Below are 16,423 nucleotides of genomic sequence, written 5' to 3'. Positions count from 1 at the left end.
TCTATCGCGCTGCCTGGCGCTCTTCACTGCCGTTCCCGGAAGGAAACCGACATGAACCCATTCGCGAAAACTGCTGCGGGTCTTTTTTCGGTGGTCGGACCCAAGAGCGGCGATCCGCTCCAAGCGGAGAGGATTTGCTCTGCCCTGATCCAAAAACTATCTGAAGACCCATCTCGAAACCTGGACCCTCGCACATGGCAGAATGCCGTGCAGATGGTCCCGAGCCAGGTGGAAAGCGCGACGACGTCGCAAACGCTGAACCGCACAATGCCCGTTGGCGATTTGCCCGGCGCCCTTGCGTCGATCTGCGCCAATGCCGCAGGTGGAGGTAAGGCCCCGGCCGGTCTGGCGAAGCAGATCAATTCCTATCTCAGCAAGTATGGGGAACCGACGACATTCAACTGCCTCATCCTGGATCAAAGCAACCCCGCCGAGATCCACCTCTACCTGACCTGCCTGAACGTGGCTGAAGGGCGAGGTTCGGAGAATTTCAGCATCGCTTCGACCTTCCTTTCGGCATCACTGAACCTGTCGGACAAGCAAGCAGCATCCAGGATTGCGGAGCTTTTCGGCGGCTACGGCCCACCGAGCGACCAGCCCTACTACCTGCGCATCTCCCTCTGATCCGCAGACCCATTCAACATCCAAGTCAATGGAGGATACCGATGATTATTGCAGCCTGCACTGACGATCCCATGGTCGAGGACATTGCCCGTGACGCCGCCAAAGGCAATCACCATGTCTTCGGCGAATGGTACAAAGTATTCGACAAGGACATTCCTGATCTTCGCTCGACCGAGGATCTGTTCATCGTGGCACACGGCGCAGCTTTCGGGGACGAAGGCCAGCCCGTCATTGGCAGCAAGGGTAACGACTTCTACCTGACCGCGCGCGATCTAAACAAGAACCTGACGATCTTTCCCGAAGGGTATTCCGGCGGCGTCTACGTCTATGCCTGCCTTTCGGCGGCTCCGGGCGCGAGCGGCCTGAGCTTTGTCCAGTCCTATAAGAAGCTGATTGGACCAAGCTTTCCGAAGATGACCGCCTGGGGCCAGACCGGCAAACCCAAAGGTCCCTTGCCGCCGCCGACGGACAGGTCCTGGGTCGAAGCCCGCGACGGAAAATAGGGCGCACCAAGACCGTTTCTGCCGAGCGTCCTTGGCAGAAACGCTTCATTGCAAATCCACGTCATAGTCGAGACCAGATGGAGGTAGGAATCATGCCCAATTGGGAGAACGTCGCCGTTGCGCCTGCCAACGGCGGAAACGAACTGCTGAAAGACGGAACCGGAAGCGGCGGCGAGAAAGATTTCGCCTGCGGAAAATTCGATCCGGAGAAGCGCCCGAAGAAGGGTGACAAATACCATATCACGGCAACGCCCGAACACGGGACATTCGCGATGGACTGGACCGCCACCTGCACGTTCTCGGGAGAGACGTCCGCGTTCAAAGTCCAGGATTAGAATATTCAACTGATGCGCCTAGCCGTCTTTCGCCGGGGCACCTATCGGCATTCCCCTCGGCCGCGCGGAGTTGTCTCCGCGCGGCTCTTCGATGCTTACATCCTCCTCATTGACCACGCATTTGCGTCGGTAAGCATGGTGCGTTCGACCATTTCAGCTGAGAACTGCGAGCACCAGGGGCTTCGAATTTAGGCTATTTTGTCCGCTATGAAGGGACCTAAAGAAGAAAAAATTAAAGCTCTCGTATGCACGAATACCGCGAGTCTTTCTGGTGGACTCGGCGTGGATGACGAAGCACGGCATCAGTCGAAGGTACCCACCATCACTATTCGATGCGACCTGCACCGCGATTTCAGGCGTTGGAGCCTCGTGGGATATCGATATGTGGTCGAGGCCGTCTGCCTGGATGTCGCAGATGGCAACATTGTGCGACAAGTCACCACTCAAACCTTGGGCCCGAGGATCGATATCCGTCAGTGAATGCGGGGGGCGTCACGATCGTCCATGACGGCGATTGCCCGCTCTGAATCGGCTTGCGAGGGTTTTTTCCGCCCGCCGTTGTCGGATGTCGACTTATTTCCACTCAGCTTCCAACCGGTCGATTTCGCGCTGCATGCTGTTTGCGCCGCGCAGGTTCAGCGCCAGCCGCCGATCAGTACCAGCATGATGGCCGTCTGGATGATGAGAAGGACGAGCTGTCGGCGGCCGGATTGAGTCAGGCGCCTGCGACAACACGGCAAAGCCGGAAATGAGGGGCCAATATATCACAGCCAGACCGCTTCCGCGCGTCGCGCTGCCGCTAGCCCGCAGAACCAGGATGGAAACACAGAATTCAACTTGCAACAACAGAGTTGGTTGATGCACTTGCCAAGCGGGCGCGTCTGAGCACGACAGTTATACTAGATTTTTGATTATGATATAATAGCGTTGATACGGACCCCCGCTTTACTATACTAAATCTGGAAATCCAGTATAACGCCGAGATCCATGCTGAAAACCGTCGACATGATGTACCAGACGATGCTCGCCGAGGTCAGTCAGCGTGCGATGGATGACGCCCTGGACGCTGGGCTTCCCGCCGACTGGTCGCTTTGTGAAGGTCAGGGTCAAGGATCGCGATTACTGGTATTTCGATCAGCCAGACGGCGAAGGCGGTCAAAAGCGGAAATATGTCGGCCCCGTCGAAGATCCTGAGATCACGAAACGCGTCGAGGACTTCTCCACCATCAAAACCGACTACAGGACACGCCGACGTCTGGTCTCCAGCCTCACGAGGGACGGCGGCCTGGTGGCGGCCGACCGAAGCTCAGGCGTGATCGTCGAAGCTCTGGCGGCTGCAGGCCTCTTCCGGCTTCGCGCTGTGCTTGTAGGCACGCTCGCTTTCGGAGCCTATTCCGGCCTTCTGGGTGTCCGCCCCGAGGCTGTTGCTGCAAGCGCAGCCAAATTCCTCTGTTGCTCACGGCCGACTGATACGGCGCGCGGCTCCACGACAATCAAGCCGCCACTTCGGTCAGTTCCGTCAGCGTGATGATGCGCGGAGCGAGGCCAGATCAGCGTCGCTCCGGAAGTAGCGCGACGCCGCCTCCGTCCGGTTGCGCACGTTCATTTTCTTGTAGAGGTTGCGGACGTGCACCTTGACGGTGTTTTCGGAAAGCCCGAGACGATCGGCGATGATCTTGTTCTGTGTGCCCATGCAGATGAGATCGAGAATCTGGATTTCGCGCGTCGTCAGGAGGCCTTGGCCAAAGCCGGTTTTGGGTTCCAGATCGATGGCTTCCGAAGACGCCTGGTTTTGCTCAACAAGGCCGCCGCCTGAGAGCGCTCTCGGCGCCAGGCGGCGAAGCAACGCGGCGGGAAAATACTCGCCGCCCTTCATCAACAGATCAATGGCGGTAAGGCATACGTCGAGATTGAGGTTCAGCGGCAGCACGCCGTGAACCAACCCTTCCTCGACAACTCCCGCGATCGACGAGTCGAGCTCCTCCGCATCCTGCACCATCAGGGCGACACCGGCCTTCGGATGGAACTCGTGGATCATCCTCATGATCGATGGAAATGCTGCCGCGGGCAGACCGTAGAGCACGATCAGGCTTACGTTGATAAGTTTGCCGTCCAAGAGACGCTCGGCGCTGGAAAGGCTTACGACGTCCCGATCCTGAAAACGCACGCTGATCGCCTGCGTCAAACATTCGGCGAACAGGTCGGTCTTAGCGAGCACTACAATCTTGCTTTTCTTCGGCGACACCTTGTCGTTATCTGCAAAATTGCTCAGGGGCGAACTCGTGCGGTACATTTATGCCTCCTTCGTATTGGCTATATCTTTCGGCTTCTGAGTCGCTACCTGAGTGCGTTAAAATTCGCCTGAGAAAATTGCGAACTATTCGTGAAACATCCTTCATTACGATAGTATTCTAGTGGCGGCATACTAAAATTAAGTACGTTCAGCTAAGGTGTTCGCTCAATACTTGGCGCTAATTTATGTTTATCGCTACGACCATCAAGCGCCAATGTCATTACCGCGCAGTCCCGATAGTTATCGCGCCGTTCATTTCTACTCAAAATGGACTAGCTCAGATCGTCGCCAACGGGGGTATAGTGCCTGAGGAGCGATGCTTCTTTGACAGGCAAGTCAAACAGGTCCGAGCGCTGGGCTGAGACCTGCGGCAACGGGTAAATTCGAGCCTATTTTGGACGATCGGTAGACCGGCCTATAATCGCCGCGTTTCGAGAAGTCGCCTGTTTATCCCTGGCCTTGAAAGGAGGCAGACGGCATCCCGCGCCAAACTACAAGGTCGTGAGTTCAGGATCGCGCGCAACTGACCGTGCGCTTGCCTAGCGACGCCGAAGATCTCGCCACCGCCGGTACCGACTATCGAATTTCGGCGATTGCCGGCGAAGACATGCTCGCGGAGCGGATCGCGCTCCACCGCGATCACAAGACGCAGCAGGTGGCGATCACGTGGACGACTTTGAGGATTCTCGAGGGAAATGAGAAGTTCGATGCGGTCGTAGAAGTTACGGCGGTCGGCCTGGAGCACGCAGCACCTATCAGAGCGAGCCGTTCACCCTCAAGCTTGGCGAGACGATCAAACAACTAACCAGCGCGTCTGGCCAGGGGGCCGAACGCTCGTCGAAAGGCGTGATCAGCTCAAGGCACATCCGTTCGCTACATCGCTGGGCATTACAAGGCTCTGCCGCCATTGGAAGTCGCCGCCTCAACATACTGAGGCATGGTCGGTCGCCTCGCGCCAGCCACCTCGTCGACCGGACTCGTCCCCCCTCCCCATTTGTGGCATGGATTGGTCTTATCCAAACAATCGATTTTACCAATCTGCGAGAATGCCGCATAGCACGTTCACGCGGTGCTGGCGGAATTATCACCGTTTGGATGCGCAGTAAAAGGGAGTTTGCACGACGTGCCTATATGCGATTCGTGTTTTCTGCGCGGATATCGATCCGGATGCCGACCCGAATTTGTCGGGCGCGCTGGAGATTCATAACTAGGGGATCCGCCCTCGCGACGAAGACGGCCGCGGTGATGAGAGTCACTCCGACCTGAGGTTGGCGCATTTTAACGATTCGCCGGAGCAAACAAATGCACGTTCTCGATGTTAATCAGATGACCCAGTCCTTCATGAAATCGCTTGAGCTGGTTGTGATCTTCGCCACCTTTTGCGCCGCGCTGGAGCTAACCTTTCCGGCTTATCAATACAGTCTCGCCTCATACGTGCGCGGCGTGCGGAATTGGATTATTCGCCTCGGATTGGGTGCGTTGATCTGGCACCTCTTCGCTGTGAGTTTGGGCTGGTTAGGGATAAAGCCGCTCGTAACGATCGATTTCGGTTCGTTGCTTCACTCTGACAACGCAATCATAAACAATGGATTGGCCGTCCTCTCAGGGGTTTTAGTCGCGATTGCCGGCGACTTCTTTTACTACTGGATGCACCGCGCTCAGCATGCTGTTCCATTCCTCTGGCGCCTGCACGCCACTCACCACTCGATCCGCGAGTTGACGGCATGGAATTGCAACCATCACGTTACCGAGCCCCTCATTTACGCAGCGTTAGTAGCGCTGCCACTCGCGCTGATCCACTTCGAATCTGGCGTAGTGCCCGTTATTGCCATGACACTGATTACCTTTCAGGGTCATCTTTCACACTCTAGCACCCGCATCAATCTTGGGCCGCTGCGATATATCATTGGCGACAATAAGTTCCACCGCATTCACCACTCGATGGAACCGCATCACCGGCACCGAAACTATGGTTTCTTTACAACCATCTGGGACACGGTTTTTCTAACGGCATATTGGCCAAAAAAGAACGAGTGGCCGGAAGTTGGCCTCCGAAACCAGCCGGAGCCGCTCACCGTGCGCGATTACATTATGTTCCCATTCGATCGACGTCGTTGGCGTAGAGGTAAAGTCGGAAGTGCTGTAGAGGCTAGGGATTGAACGAGCGGAGATTTACACCTCGAATCTGATTGGGTGGCAAAATCATCAAAACAAGCACTCCATAAGGAGCAGTTCCCACAAACGCCGGACAAGCCTGCGCGTTGCAATAGCATCAGGTCGTGCCAGTTACCCGCCCATAGCGCGGAAAAGGTCAGGGACGTCCTTGTCGAAGCGGCCGACGTTATCAAGACCTTAAAGATACTGTTAGGCGTGCCACATCTCGCGCGGCTGGTCGCCGCAGATTCAGAGACTATAGGACTGACGCAGCCATATAGGCCGTTCTCCTGACCGAACGCAGCCCCATGGTGGAGCTTAAACAAATTGGCGCCGAGAAAAACCGAGCAAGAACAGAGGAAGCAGGAATGCAGTCGCCGCGAAGACGGGCTAGTTCGACAGATATCGGAGGAATGCGAAAGCGAGAACTGTATCGATCACCATGCCGCCGATGATCGATACACCATAAGCCGGGGCAAGGGATTCGGAGCTACCGAACACAAACATTGAGCACAAGGACGCCAGTGAGGAGTGCAAGGGCAGATAGATCTGTCCCATTAGTGTTTCCGAGGTGTAACAGATCTCGAATCTTGGCAGGAATCCAAGATGGATCGCTTGCCGGACGAGTGAAAACGCTCCGGTGATCACCGACTGGCTGGCGATGATTGTTGCGTCAGTGGCGAGGATCACCACCAGCAGCAGCGCCCATTTCGGGAACGTCAAGAAAAAACGGATCCGAAATGGCACCGGGATGCCACAGCACCATCGCGCCCTGTCCGAGATAGTTCAAGGTCGGCGCCTCAAATACGATTGCAAAGCAGGCCGCCTGGATCGGCTGGCGCCCCAAGTGCCGAGATCCGCATAAAGCGACTCGGCGCCGGTCACCGCGAGGAAGATGGCGCCGGGCACGATGAAGCCAATGGGCCCGGCATTCTACAAGAAGGTAACAGCGTAAACAGGATTGAAAGAAGGGAGGATGGGCAAGTCACCACCGATATGGACGACACCGGCCGCTTCCATCACCAGAAACCACGCGAGAGTAATTGGGCCGAAGAAGCTGGAGACAGCGCCTGTGCCGCGGGACTGCACTGCAAGCGGTAGCACGGCTACGGAGATGGTCGACGCTACATCGAACTGTCGCGGCATCGGTTTCAGCCGTCCATGCGAATGACCACGGAGATTGATCGATTTTTTCCCCATCTGGTTCCAGGTGCGGAATGGATAGTGGCGGAGGATGAGAAAAATGTCCGGCTAGCGTCAGTTCAGCATTATGCTGAACGCTGGACCAGGCGTATGCGCCGGTGGTTTTGCGCGGATCGTTATTGCCGATGATGAGATGTTTGTGCCGTTCAGCTGCGAGAGCAGATGCTCGCCGAAGCCGGCGCGCCGCGCCGCAAAATCACGAAGGTGCAGATCTCGTCCTCAGGCGAAACGGCGCGGGTCCGATACGCAATCAGTGCGGCGTCAATATCATCGGAGTCATTGAAGAAATCGCCTATCAAACCACCCTTCTCGCGCTCAATGCGGGCGTAGAGGCACCGCGTGCCGGCAAGAAGGGAAGCGCTTTGCGGTTGTCGCTGAGGAGGTTCGTGAATTGGCCCAACGCTCGGCCGGTGCTGCAAAAGAGATCAAGGGCATGATCTTGCAATTATCTGCGGAAGAACCGAATGGTGTGAAGCTGGTCCTCAACGCTCAAAAAACAGTACTTTAATCTGGTCGCGCGACGATTGCAGAGGGCAAAGACCGCCTAGCTGCCGGTTCTAAAGGTTCTAAGGTGACAACATTTCATGGATGATGCTGTCGTTATTCGTTCTGGTATTGCACGGGCAATTGTCAATCGAAAAGGAGCGGAACTAATTGGGTGGCAGGTCGGTGCAAACGACCTCCTTTGGCCGCGAGACTCCCCAGGTTGGAACCAAACCTGTCCCCTGATGTTCCCGTCATGCGGATGGAGTGAGTCTTCACGTGTCGAAATAAAAGGGCAATATTATCCGATGCCTGTTCACGGCTTTATCAGCATGCAGGAATTTTCGGTGGTTTCCAAATCAGAAACTGAAGTGACGTTAGAAGCATCTGACGATGAATTCACAAAAACAATGTTTCCATTTTATTTCCGTTTTAGGATTAGGTATAAAATTTTAGATAGGCAATTGAACATTGAGATTTCCGTAAAAAACAGGTCGGATCGTGCGTTCTTGCCGTATTCCATCGGAATACATCCCGGATTTAGATGGCCGTTACTGTCTCCGCACAAAGATAGCTGGCGGCTGCAATTCGAGAAATCGGAATCCCCTCTCGTCCCGTGCATATCTCCCCAAGGGCTAATTCAAGGTAATCAACGGAAAATCTCATTCCACGGACGTTACCTTCATCTAAATGAAAGCCTTTTCCAAAATGAGGCCCTTTGTTTTTTGAATGCGAATAGCAAAAGGCTGTCGCTTGTTGGAGAGAAGGTTACAATTGGAATTGATGCGCCAGATGCACGTCACTGGGTTGTGTGGTCTCTTCCACAGCAGGACTTTCTGGCGTTAGAACCATGTACGGGCCACGGTGACATAGAGGGCAGACGCATTCCATTTGACGAGCGTGAATATAATATCAATCTCGCTCCAGGCAATGAGCATCAATTCCAGGTAAGATTTGAGTTTTTACAACATGAATACTAGTCGTAAAAAGACTTGCACTATCGGGCATGTCAGCGGCGCTGCTTTCACTCCTCTATTTTGGCCCAGCTTGTCCGCTGCCAAAGAGCGAAATAACAATTACGCGAATGTCACACGGAGAAATAAATAGCCCGGCGGGTACCCTATGAATCAGTGATCAACTGATTTGGGAATCCTGAATGTCGATTGGTCCTAGGTCGATCTCGGCGGCCGCTATCAGCCCTTGGGCGATGGCGAGCAGCCGGGTCTCGCGATCGCGATGCCGACGGCGCTACTGAAGCCCCTTACAGCCTTTTTCGTCATCTATGGCTCGATCGATCGCCTCGATGCTCATCTGAAATTCAATGACTCCCTTTGCAGTTGCGACGATTTCCCTTGGCTCTCCATTACCGGCAACCGCGCGTCGACGCTCGACCAATCCCTGGCGCAATCTCAGCAGGTTATCGATGTGTTCCTTGCTTGTCGCCATGTCATCTCTTCCCCCTCGCTTAGATTGGCATCTCACGAGCAGTAGGCAAGATTGGCCGGTCAGTATTCTCACCTTGCGGAACGGTTTGCCTTGGTCAACGGCACCACGAAAAAGCCCGCGCGGTGGCGGGAAGGTTCGCATCCTGTTGGTTCAAAAGATGCGGGGAAGTACGGCGGCCTAGTCGTCGCTCTCCGGCATCGTTATCGGCGGAAGCCCCTGCAGTTCGCGAATCTTGTTAGCCGAGGCGACCGAAAGCCGACTCCACAAGTCTGCAAGAGTGTCAGCCGCTTCGAGGATGGTGTCCTCCACGTCAGCGTCTTCCATGTCGGACAAGATCCGATCGAAGGCTTGGGCACCTTTCTCGACATCACGGTAGAGTTGGCTCGCCACTTCTATGGGGAGCTCTGGCTTGACCACGAGAGTTGCTACCTCTCTCGCTTTACTCTTCGCTATTTCGCCTTGTTCGGCCAACGTCGCCAACCAATCGATCGTCATGTTTACCTCCATGAGCAGCGGTTGTAAGCGTGACAGCACAAGCGGCCGAGTCAAGCCGGCCCGCAGTGGTCAGCTTGTCCGCTTCGTTGGCGGCTCGGATCAATTCCACGATGAATTAAGTGGTGGATTCGTGGATTAGATACTCCTGTGCAGTCCGAGACGGTGTATGCACGCATACCCCTCAATTTCACCGATAGACGTGTGACCATATTTCCCGCAAAGGATGTCCAACGTCGCGTACACTGGCTGGAGAACTGAGGCTTAGGGTTTACGGAGCCGAGATGTTCGATTCCCGAGAGAAAATCGCTCTATTCATCGATGGCGCCAATCTCTACGCTGCATCGAAGGGCTTGGGCTTTGATGTCGATTACCGCAAATTACTGAGTGCATTTCAAAAGCGGGCGTATGTTGTGCGGGCCTATTATTACACGGCTCTCATAGACGATGCGGAGTTTTCCTCGATGCGTCCCTTGGTCGACTGGCTCGACTATAACGGCTACACCGTCATCACGAAAGCGGCGAAGGAGTTCACCGACTCCCTCGGCCGGCGCAAGATCAAGGGCAACATGGACCTTGAACTGACGATCGACGCGCTAGAACAAAGCCAGGTTGCGGATCACCTGATCATCTTCTCTGGCGACGGAGATTTCACAAGACTTGTAGAAGCATTGCAGCGCAGGGGACGCAAGGTTTCGGTGGTTTCCACCTTAGCCACTCAGCCGCCTATGGCCGCGGACGAACTTCGTCGTCAAGCGGACCACTTCATCGAACTTGCGACGCTGCGAAGCGAGATTGATCGTCACGCCGATGCCAGACATGCGGCACCAGCCCACGACATCACGAAGGACAGCAAGCCGGCGTTTGTCAGATCGCGGAGCTGACGTGTGGATACTGCGAGCAGTTCTGCCGCCTGCGCGGCGAGGGCGGCACCCGCATTGGCGCGAAAGGCTTGCGAGTCCCTGCGATCAGAACCGCCGAGACCGAAGCCGCGGTCGCATTCGCAAAACGCGTGGCGACCACCATGCCGCCGATACGGTTGACGGAATTGTGGCCGACATCGATCGGATGACGGGCTTCAGCTCCCTGTTCGAGCATCTTCAGACAGGACGGCCTACCTCGGATCCGAAAGCTCCGGCGTCAGTCTTCCGGTAACATCGGCGAACAAGGCTTCCTCGGCCTCGGTGTATGCCTGGCAGCCAACCGTTCGAGCAGTAATGCCGGATGTCGATTCGCCGCCGGCGCATCTCGTGGGCAAGCGGTAACAACCTTGTCTTTCGTCGAGGCCACGCCACCCGCGAGCGAAAGCAAGCAAATCGGCGCGCAGTGGATGAGACAGTTCGGTGAAGAGGTAGTGTTGCCGCAGGACGGCCAGCTGCTCATATCGCGTGGGCGCGCGCTGTCCGAAATTCGCAAGCACCTCGGGATCGATCCCAAACTGCTCGGCCGAAAAAATCCTAGCGACCCTCCCGGGATGACCTCCCCACGTTGGAGCAGACGGCTGGCGTAACGAAGCACGCAGAGCTGGAGCGCCAGACCCAGACGTGTGTCGTCACGCCGGCGCGTTTCGATAAGCCGACGGTCGTCATCATCGAGGCTCCAGTACCGGACCAGGGTCTCGTCGTCGGTCCGCAGGGCGGATGGTCGCAACAAAACGCCGGACAGGTGTCCGCGCCTGGAAAAATCTCTTGCACTTACGGGGGTGTCCAACGGAGGACGCGGAAGAACTGTCGCCCCGCGCATTCCCAGTCTTGGCTATTTCAGACCGAGCCTCTTGCGCAGTTCGGCATTTTCCGAGCGCAACTTCTCCGCCAGAAGCTTGCGGAGCCTCTGGTTTTCCTCTTCGAGCTGGACAAGATCTGCCAACTCATCGCCGGCCGGTACGGGCTTGGTGCCCTTGGTGTCCTTTAGCTCGACAGGCTTCGTTGCACCTTTCCAATGATAGTAGGTTTGCTCCGATATACCGGCGCTCTTGATGGCGTCCTTGAGCGTGCTTTTTCCTTCGGCGACTCGCGCCTCGATCAGCTTAAGCTTCTCGCTCTTCTCTTGCTCGCTATACCTCCTGGGTTTAGCGGCCGACGCCTTTGATGAAGCTTGCACCGGTTCGGCAGCCGCCTTCTGAGGCCGTGACAACCTCCGCTTCTTAGCCGTTGGTGCTTTCATTTCTGCGTCCGTCGCTACAGCCGCAGCAACTGATCCCGTATTACTCTCGTCAGCCATCAGCAATTCCCTCCTTTAGTCATCGCCTGTTTTCTGCTGAGTGCACCACAGAGTCAACACAACCATTAGAGTCCTGCTTTACGGATAGTTGATGTTGGGCTTGTGCCTGGAGCCTTACCATCGACGGCGTGAAAGGCTCCCAGCTCTCACCTCAAATAAACGGCGCCCTGCTTACCACGGTCCCCCAATTGACGATCGTGGCGACCCGTACATGTTGGCGCCGATTCGGCGCGAGCGCGAACGGCATCGCAGTATGATGCCGCAGGCCAGCGCCTTCTATAGACCACGCCCGCCCGTCCCGGCCAAGGCGATCGTCATGCTTCAATTGCTTGACTACCTCTACTTCTAGTCTTCTACCGTGTCAGTTGGACGTGCAATATAGATCCCGCCGATGAAATTGGTTGAAAAGTAATACTTGAAAATAGACTCGACCGGAAAGTCGTTCTCTGGTTCTATCCTGACGTACTGTTTCCGAGTAGCTTTTGAGGGCAAATGGCTTACGATTGGGATGGAAAGCGCACACGTCGGCTCCAAATGCTCAGGTTCATGGGAGCCTTGGCTATACCTGCTCTCCTGTTCGGCTCCGCCATTGCGGCACTAGAGTGGACCGACACCGATAATCCAGCCGTAAGGACGGCTCGCCTTCGATAGATCTCCAGCGAAGCTGCACCTTTTCAAATCGGGCTGAAACACAGGGCACAAAATGGTCTTCTGTCGCATCGGGTGGCTGAGGTAGGGAATGATGAATTCAGGTCAAACCTTGAGTTTCGATCCAATTGGGCCTGACGAGTTGGAGATGATCACAAAGGCCTTCCAAGACGAGCTGCAAAGACGAGCTTTGTCACGCAAGTCTGAAGAAGCTGAAGCGCTCGCCGCAAAGCTGATCAACGCCTATCAAGCAGGGATTCGCGACAACCTGGGCTTGAGTATCGTCGCTGGGCTGTCCTGAGGAGCATCGCGCGAAACGGCGAATACACGCTTATCGCGTTCGCTTGATGGCCGCCTGCTCAGCAGGCTCTCGAACTCATTCATTTTGGTGAGGGCGTTGCCGTGCAATGATGCAAGTGCCCCACTAAATATAGGGAGCGCCGCCAGACTCACGAAACGTCGAATCGCTCAAGCATCTGCTTAAGCTGAACATTCTGCAGATGAACCTTTTGTGCGAGTTGGGTCCTCAGCATCTTGATTTCTTCGTCGAGCCTTGCCACTTCATTGAAGAACAAGTCTCGTGAACACGAGGGTTGCACGCTTTGATCATCGTTTGGCGCGACAGCGCTCTGCGCATCCAGGTGGGCGTTGACTCTCTTCCTAAGTTCTCGACGCTTGTTCCGCGGTTTGCTTTGCGATTTTGTGCTGGCCACGCTTTTCAGAACCAACGACTTCGCTTCGGCACCCGAATGGTCGCCTTCATTCGGCGCAGGCGTTTGAGCCTCGTCAGCATCGATCGGCGGTTTTAATGCCAGCGCGACATCGTCATCGCCTTTCGCCTTATCCGATGCGACCGACCCTTGATCAACCGAGGCGCCCTCATCGTGAGCAGGTGGGCTGGCAGCTATCGTCGAATTGGGCGGAAGTGCGGACGCATGTTCCAGTTCGCTCTCGAGAGCCTTGGGATCGCTGTCATTCCTGATCGAATTCTCTTGCGCTGTCGCCGATGGTCGCCGCGACGTCAATTGGACAAGGAATTTCCACGGTGATTTCATAGTGTTCCAACCTTGAGCAATGAGAACTGTGATCCTGCTGCAGCTGTTGCTTCCTCACGCCTTTCGAGACGGCACCACCATCGCGGTAATGAGCCTGCGCAACCTGAATGCCAAGGCCTGCGCCCCCAGGCCATTCCCATCATGCCTTGCCATCCGACCAGCGGTATCCCCGAGCCTTCAGATGATCTTTCATGTCGAACGGGCTGTGCTCGGCGAAGATGCGCACGCGCGAGCGCTGACTTGTCTTCAGAAGTTCCGCAAAAGCGCTCGGCTCCGTCACCCCGTCGGCGCCGGCGAGCACCTCGAGCAGAGCAAAACAGTCGTCGACGGCGCGATGGCCATCGTGGAAGTAGCCACTTTGACCAATCAGATAGCCGAGCTTGGTGCCCTCGAAACCGCGCATCGCCCAATCCACTTCCTTGACGGAACAGGCCCATGCCTTGCCGGAAAACATGCTTGAGAACGCCTCGCAGAACGGACGATCGAAACCGGCATTATGGGCGCTCACGAGATCGGCCGGGTCGAGCAGCGTTCGAAGCGAACCGACATCGATCATCTGCCCGGCGACCATCGCGTCCGTGATTCCTGTGAGGCGGGTGATTTCAGGGGGGATCGGGACAGTCGGCTGCTGCAGGCCGCCATAAACAGCCGTGACGTCACCGATATGACCCTCGTCGTTAAAAGTAAACGCGACTGCGCCGATTTCGATGATCTCGTCCTTGCTATGGTCGAGGCCCGTCGTCTCGGTGTCAACGATCACTCCCACGCGAGGAAATCCCTGTCGCGGCGTATCGACGATCTGGCGGCCGACAAGCTTGCGAAGCACGCGATAGCTGCCGCTCTCCTCCAGATGCCGGGCCATGCTCTCGTCATCGTGTCGCCTCCGCTCCCGCAGCCTCAGGGGCGGTGGCAGCTTCACAACAACGTCATCGCCAGGTTCACGCGGCGAGGGAAACATGTCTAGCTGAGATGCCATTGGCCTGCAGTGTCCTCGGGCTTCGGCGCACCGTAGGGCGCGGATCATGCATCAGGATAGAAACCGAGGGAGACTCTGGCAACGCATGAGGTCGGCAGAACAGGACACACAAACCAAAATGCCCAGAAATCTGTCGAAAAAGCACACCGCCCCAACGACAGCGCCTTCGTTCCGACCGAAATACCTGCACGTTGAGCGAAGCGACCTGATCGACAGGAAAACAAAGGAGAGGATGTTGAGCGAATCGCGTTCGAGCAATGAGGAGCGGAAGCTGGAGCTGACAAGCCGGATCGTCGCGGCTTATCTGAGCCGCAATGTCGTTGCTGCGGGCGATCTGACCAATCTTATCCAGCAGACCTATTCCTCGCTGAGCGGCACGTCTTCGCGACATCAGGCCGAACCGGCCGTCGAAGAACAGCGCCCGGCCGTGCCGATCAAGAAGTCCGTAACAGCCGATTTCATCATCTGCCTGGAGGATGGTGAAAAGTTCAAATCCCTGAAGCGCCACCTGATGGCAAAGTACGGCCTCACTCCGGAGCAATATCGTGCGAAGTGGGCTCTCCCGGCCGACTACCCGATGATTGCTACAAACTATGCTCAGCAACGCTCGGAGCTTGCGCGCGCGTCCGGCCTAGGCAAGAACCGGCGGCACCAGCGCGAGCGCCGCCACCTGCCGCTCGCAAGAAAATCGGACTGAAGTCTCGCTGAGCCCCAAAAAACAGCTGCCCGTCCGTTGCGACAGTGCACGACGGTCCAGATCCGTATACGCGGCATCGCCATCAGGTTGCGAGTCAGCGGCATTCCCCCCGGCGCTTTAGAGCGCTCCAGACGATACATTATGCGATCTTTTGAGCCCAGAACGTGAACATGCTGCCAACAAGCCGTGCACAGGGCTTGCCGCCGGCAGGTGATGATTGCTGTCCACATCGCCAACTCTTCGAATGCCTAAAGCCGAGCTCAGCCCAGCATCTCCCGGCGACGGTCTGCTAACACTCGAACTATCTGGTGTTTCGAGGCGAGACAGCATTCTGCATTTCCCCACTTTTCTCATTCGAGGAAGAGACCACAGTTCTGTCAGCAGCCTGTTCCAATTGTTGCCAGTACAGTTGCCGAGACGGCGCACTGATCGGTCGAAATGACGGCCTTTGAACATGATGAGTTGTCCAGAAGACGAAGATGCCCTCATGCTGACAGCCGATTACCGAAATGTTTGCAAGAGACCCAACAAACTCAATTGCCTTCCGCCTCAGGAATGGACGCAAATTTTTCACGGTTATTTCACGGCTTCGATTTCTATATTGAAGATATAAGAAGTACTGCTCTCGCCTGATTAGGCTCTCACCGCAATCTATACACGACCGAGTCAGCCGAAGAGAGATCAATCACAAACTCGAAATTGGGAGAATCTCATGAATACGAAGGAAGCAGCAGACCTGATCATGCGGGAAGTAAATCAGGAGCCTGCCACATTGCGTGGTGCCGGGCCGGCGGATGATTTCTGTTCCATCTGGCCCAAAGCGAAGCCGATTCTGGAACTGCTCGCAGGTATTGCAATCCTGATTCCGGGCGTTGGCGCGGCGGCAGGCGCCGTTCTGAAGGGGCTGGTCAGCGTCGGCGACAAGATCGTGGAAGAGATCTGCGCATAGCCGCCCTAACCAGGAACCAACCCTCAAAATCGTCAGCAACAGTCAGGCGGCCAGCCCGTCGATGTCCCGGAGGCTTGCCGCCACTCCCTCAAAACAGGAGGATTACCGTGAGCGAGTTGGTTGAGCTTCAAGCTCGGGTCGGTCGAGGCGGCGAGCTTTCGTGAGACGAAATCCAACGACTTCTTGCACAGCGGGAGCGGCTGGACGACCTGCTGCGAATGGCGCGCGGCAACGCCAGCGGCACGCACGCCGTGAGATCAGCCGCGCGCAGCCGCAGGGGGCTTCGCGATCGTGGTCGGCCATACCCGGACCAGTCCCGGCGCCTAAGGAGGCCGTCCGATCAAT

Annotated in this window: 15 protein-coding genes and 7 pseudogenes; 13 read left to right on the top strand and 9 right to left on the bottom strand. The window is 56.2% G+C overall.

Features of this window, described 5'->3' with window-relative positions; translation table 11 throughout:
- Positions 1–213: 213 nt before the first annotated feature.
- The 4 genes and pseudogenes from FKV68_RS22480 to FKV68_RS22465 all read left to right on the top strand — a co-directional run.
- Positions 214–624: a glutamate acetyltransferase gene (locus tag FKV68_RS22480; protein ID WP_246452679.1), complete on the top strand. Its 411-nt coding sequence runs from the start codon at positions 214–216 to the stop codon at positions 622–624.
- Positions 625–665: 41 nt separating this feature from the next.
- Entirely contained in the window at positions 666–1,127 is a 462-nt protein-coding gene (locus FKV68_RS22475) for a hypothetical protein (protein ID WP_180942177.1), read from the top strand.
- Between the two features lie 92 nt (positions 1,128–1,219).
- Positions 1,220–1,462 carry a hypothetical protein gene (locus tag FKV68_RS22470; protein ID WP_180942176.1) on the top strand — a complete coding sequence of 81 codons (243 nt, stop codon included), beginning with the start codon at positions 1,220–1,222 and terminating at the stop codon, positions 1,460–1,462.
- Between the two features lie 990 nt (positions 1,463–2,452).
- Positions 2,453–2,876: pseudogene (locus FKV68_RS22465) on the top strand (GSU2403 family nucleotidyltransferase fold protein); the annotation flags it as partial.
- 105 nt (positions 2,877–2,981) lie between these two features.
- Here the strand turns inward: FKV68_RS22465 and FKV68_RS22460 are convergent.
- The gene (locus FKV68_RS22460) at positions 2,982–3,755 is read right to left on the bottom strand and encodes a helix-turn-helix transcriptional regulator (RefSeq protein ID WP_180942175.1); all 774 of its coding nucleotides are present in this window, start codon (positions 3,753–3,755) and stop codon (positions 2,982–2,984) included.
- A 529-nt stretch (positions 3,756–4,284) separates the two neighbouring features.
- Between FKV68_RS22460 and FKV68_RS22455 the strand changes: the two genes are divergently transcribed.
- Both FKV68_RS22455 and FKV68_RS22450 read left to right on the top strand, forming a co-directional pair.
- Complete coding sequence (locus FKV68_RS22455) at positions 4,285–4,560, top strand: hypothetical protein (protein WP_180942174.1); 276 nt, start codon at positions 4,285–4,287, stop codon at positions 4,558–4,560.
- A gap of 497 nt (positions 4,561–5,057) precedes the next feature.
- Positions 5,058–5,915, top strand: a complete 858-nt coding sequence (locus FKV68_RS22450) for a sterol desaturase family protein (protein WP_180942173.1) — start codon at positions 5,058–5,060, stop codon at positions 5,913–5,915.
- Positions 5,916–6,214: 299 nt separating this feature from the next.
- On the opposite strand, the pseudogene FKV68_RS33300 reads toward FKV68_RS22450, so the two are convergent.
- Positions 6,215–7,031: pseudogene (locus tag FKV68_RS33300) on the bottom strand (KUP/HAK/KT family potassium transporter); the annotation flags it as partial.
- A 3-nt stretch (positions 7,032–7,034) separates the two neighbouring features.
- Positions 7,035–7,378, bottom strand: a pseudogene (locus FKV68_RS33295) (hypothetical protein); the annotation flags it as partial.
- Here FKV68_RS33295 and FKV68_RS22440 point away from each other — a divergent pair.
- A pseudogene (locus tag FKV68_RS22440) lies at positions 7,376–7,599 on the top strand (methyl-accepting chemotaxis protein); the annotation flags it as partial. The pseudogenes FKV68_RS33295 and FKV68_RS22440 overlap by 3 nt on opposite strands.
- Positions 7,600–7,696: 97 nt before the next feature.
- Positions 7,697–8,575, top strand: a complete 879-nt coding sequence (locus FKV68_RS22435) for an aldose epimerase family protein (protein WP_180942172.1) — start codon at positions 7,697–7,699, stop codon at positions 8,573–8,575.
- 268 nt (positions 8,576–8,843) lie between these two features.
- On the opposite strand, the gene FKV68_RS22430 is transcribed toward FKV68_RS22435, so the two are convergent.
- Both FKV68_RS22430 and FKV68_RS22425 read right to left on the bottom strand, forming a co-directional pair.
- Complete coding sequence (locus tag FKV68_RS22430; RefSeq protein WP_180942171.1) at positions 8,844–9,041, bottom strand: hypothetical protein; 198 nt, start codon at positions 9,039–9,041, stop codon at positions 8,844–8,846.
- A 177-nt stretch (positions 9,042–9,218) separates the two neighbouring features.
- Entirely contained in the window at positions 9,219–9,536 is a 318-nt protein-coding gene (locus FKV68_RS22425; protein WP_180942170.1) for a hypothetical protein, read from the bottom strand.
- 281 nt (positions 9,537–9,817) lie between these two features.
- Here FKV68_RS22425 and FKV68_RS22420 point away from each other — a divergent pair, with 281 nt between their 5' ends.
- A complete protein-coding gene (locus FKV68_RS22420; RefSeq protein ID WP_180942169.1) occupies positions 9,818–10,417 on the top strand; it encodes a LabA-like NYN domain-containing protein in 600 nt (199 codons plus the stop codon).
- 35 nt (positions 10,418–10,452) lie between these two features.
- Positions 10,453–10,658 (top strand): annotated as a pseudogene (locus tag FKV68_RS22415) (hypothetical protein); the annotation flags it as partial.
- A 4-nt stretch (positions 10,659–10,662) separates the two neighbouring features.
- On the opposite strand, the pseudogene FKV68_RS33825 reads toward FKV68_RS22415, so the two are convergent.
- Together FKV68_RS33825 and FKV68_RS22405 are read right to left on the bottom strand one after the other, a co-directional pair.
- Positions 10,663–11,198, bottom strand: a pseudogene (locus FKV68_RS33825) (DUF4158 domain-containing protein); the annotation flags it as partial.
- 90 nt (positions 11,199–11,288) lie between these two features.
- Entirely contained in the window at positions 11,289–11,753 is a 465-nt protein-coding gene (locus FKV68_RS22405) for a transposase (RefSeq protein ID WP_180942168.1), read from the bottom strand.
- Positions 11,754–12,492: 739 nt separating this feature from the next.
- On the opposite strand from FKV68_RS22405, the gene FKV68_RS22400 reads away from it, so the two are divergent.
- Positions 12,493–12,702: a hypothetical protein gene (locus tag FKV68_RS22400; RefSeq protein ID WP_180942167.1), complete on the top strand. Its 210-nt coding sequence runs from the start codon at positions 12,493–12,495 to the stop codon at positions 12,700–12,702.
- A 148-nt stretch (positions 12,703–12,850) separates the two neighbouring features.
- On the opposite strand, the gene FKV68_RS22395 is transcribed toward FKV68_RS22400, so the two are convergent.
- Together FKV68_RS22395 and FKV68_RS22390 are read right to left on the bottom strand one after the other, a co-directional pair.
- Positions 12,851–13,456 (bottom strand): hypothetical protein, encoded by a 606-nt coding sequence (locus tag FKV68_RS22395; RefSeq protein WP_180942166.1) that lies wholly within the window; start codon positions 13,454–13,456, stop codon positions 12,851–12,853.
- A gap of 148 nt (positions 13,457–13,604) precedes the next feature.
- Positions 13,605–14,414 (bottom strand): annotated as a pseudogene (locus FKV68_RS22390) (3'-5' exonuclease); the annotation flags it as partial.
- 253 nt (positions 14,415–14,667) lie between these two features.
- On the opposite strand from FKV68_RS22390, the gene FKV68_RS22385 reads away from it, so the two are divergent.
- Together FKV68_RS22385 and FKV68_RS22380 are read left to right on the top strand one after the other, a co-directional pair.
- Entirely contained in the window at positions 14,668–15,129 is a 462-nt protein-coding gene (locus FKV68_RS22385) for a Ros/MucR family transcriptional regulator (protein ID WP_180942164.1), read from the top strand.
- A 712-nt stretch (positions 15,130–15,841) separates the two neighbouring features.
- On the top strand, positions 15,842–16,078 hold the full coding sequence (locus tag FKV68_RS22380) for a hypothetical protein (protein ID WP_180942163.1): 237 nt from the start codon (positions 15,842–15,844) through the stop codon (positions 16,076–16,078).
- Positions 16,079–16,423: the final 345 nt, after the last annotated feature.

Origin of the sequence: Sinorhizobium mexicanum, assembly GCF_013488225.1 — a bacterium.
GTDB lineage: Bacteria > Pseudomonadota > Alphaproteobacteria > Rhizobiales > Rhizobiaceae > Sinorhizobium > Sinorhizobium mexicanum.
Note: the sequence above shows the minus strand (reverse complement) of the source record. Positions and strands in the feature narration are given on the sequence as shown.

What these genes read in the sequence shown, in the direction of transcription:
- FKV68_RS22480 (WP_246452679.1), top strand. Translation starts at nt 214, where the DNA reads ATGGTCCCGAGCCAGGTGGAAAGCGCGACGACGTCGCAAACGCTGAAC.
- FKV68_RS22425 (WP_180942170.1), bottom strand. Translation starts at nt 9,536, where the DNA reads ATGACGATCGATTGGTTGGCGACGTTGGCCGAACAAGGCGAAATAGCG.
- FKV68_RS22475 (WP_180942177.1), top strand. Translation starts at nt 666, where the DNA reads ATGATTATTGCAGCCTGCACTGACGATCCCATGGTCGAGGACATTGCC.
- FKV68_RS22450 (WP_180942173.1), top strand. Translation starts at nt 5,058, where the DNA reads ATGCACGTTCTCGATGTTAATCAGATGACCCAGTCCTTCATGAAATCG.
- FKV68_RS22435 (WP_180942172.1), top strand. Translation starts at nt 7,697, where the DNA reads ATGGATGATGCTGTCGTTATTCGTTCTGGTATTGCACGGGCAATTGTC.
- FKV68_RS22400 (WP_180942167.1), top strand. Translation starts at nt 12,493, where the DNA reads ATGATGAATTCAGGTCAAACCTTGAGTTTCGATCCAATTGGGCCTGAC.
- FKV68_RS22470 (WP_180942176.1), top strand. Translation starts at nt 1,220, where the DNA reads ATGCCCAATTGGGAGAACGTCGCCGTTGCGCCTGCCAACGGCGGAAAC.
- FKV68_RS22405 (WP_180942168.1), bottom strand. Translation starts at nt 11,753, where the DNA reads ATGGCTGACGAGAGTAATACGGGATCAGTTGCTGCGGCTGTAGCGACG.
- FKV68_RS22460 (WP_180942175.1), bottom strand. Translation starts at nt 3,755, where the DNA reads ATGTACCGCACGAGTTCGCCCCTGAGCAATTTTGCAGATAACGACAAG.
- FKV68_RS22380 (WP_180942163.1), top strand. Translation starts at nt 15,842, where the DNA reads ATGAATACGAAGGAAGCAGCAGACCTGATCATGCGGGAAGTAAATCAG.
- FKV68_RS22430 (WP_180942171.1), bottom strand. Translation starts at nt 9,041, where the DNA reads ATGGCGACAAGCAAGGAACACATCGATAACCTGCTGAGATTGCGCCAG.
- FKV68_RS22420 (WP_180942169.1), top strand. Translation starts at nt 9,818, where the DNA reads ATGTTCGATTCCCGAGAGAAAATCGCTCTATTCATCGATGGCGCCAAT.
- FKV68_RS22395 (WP_180942166.1), bottom strand. Translation starts at nt 13,456, where the DNA reads ATGAAATCACCGTGGAAATTCCTTGTCCAATTGACGTCGCGGCGACCA.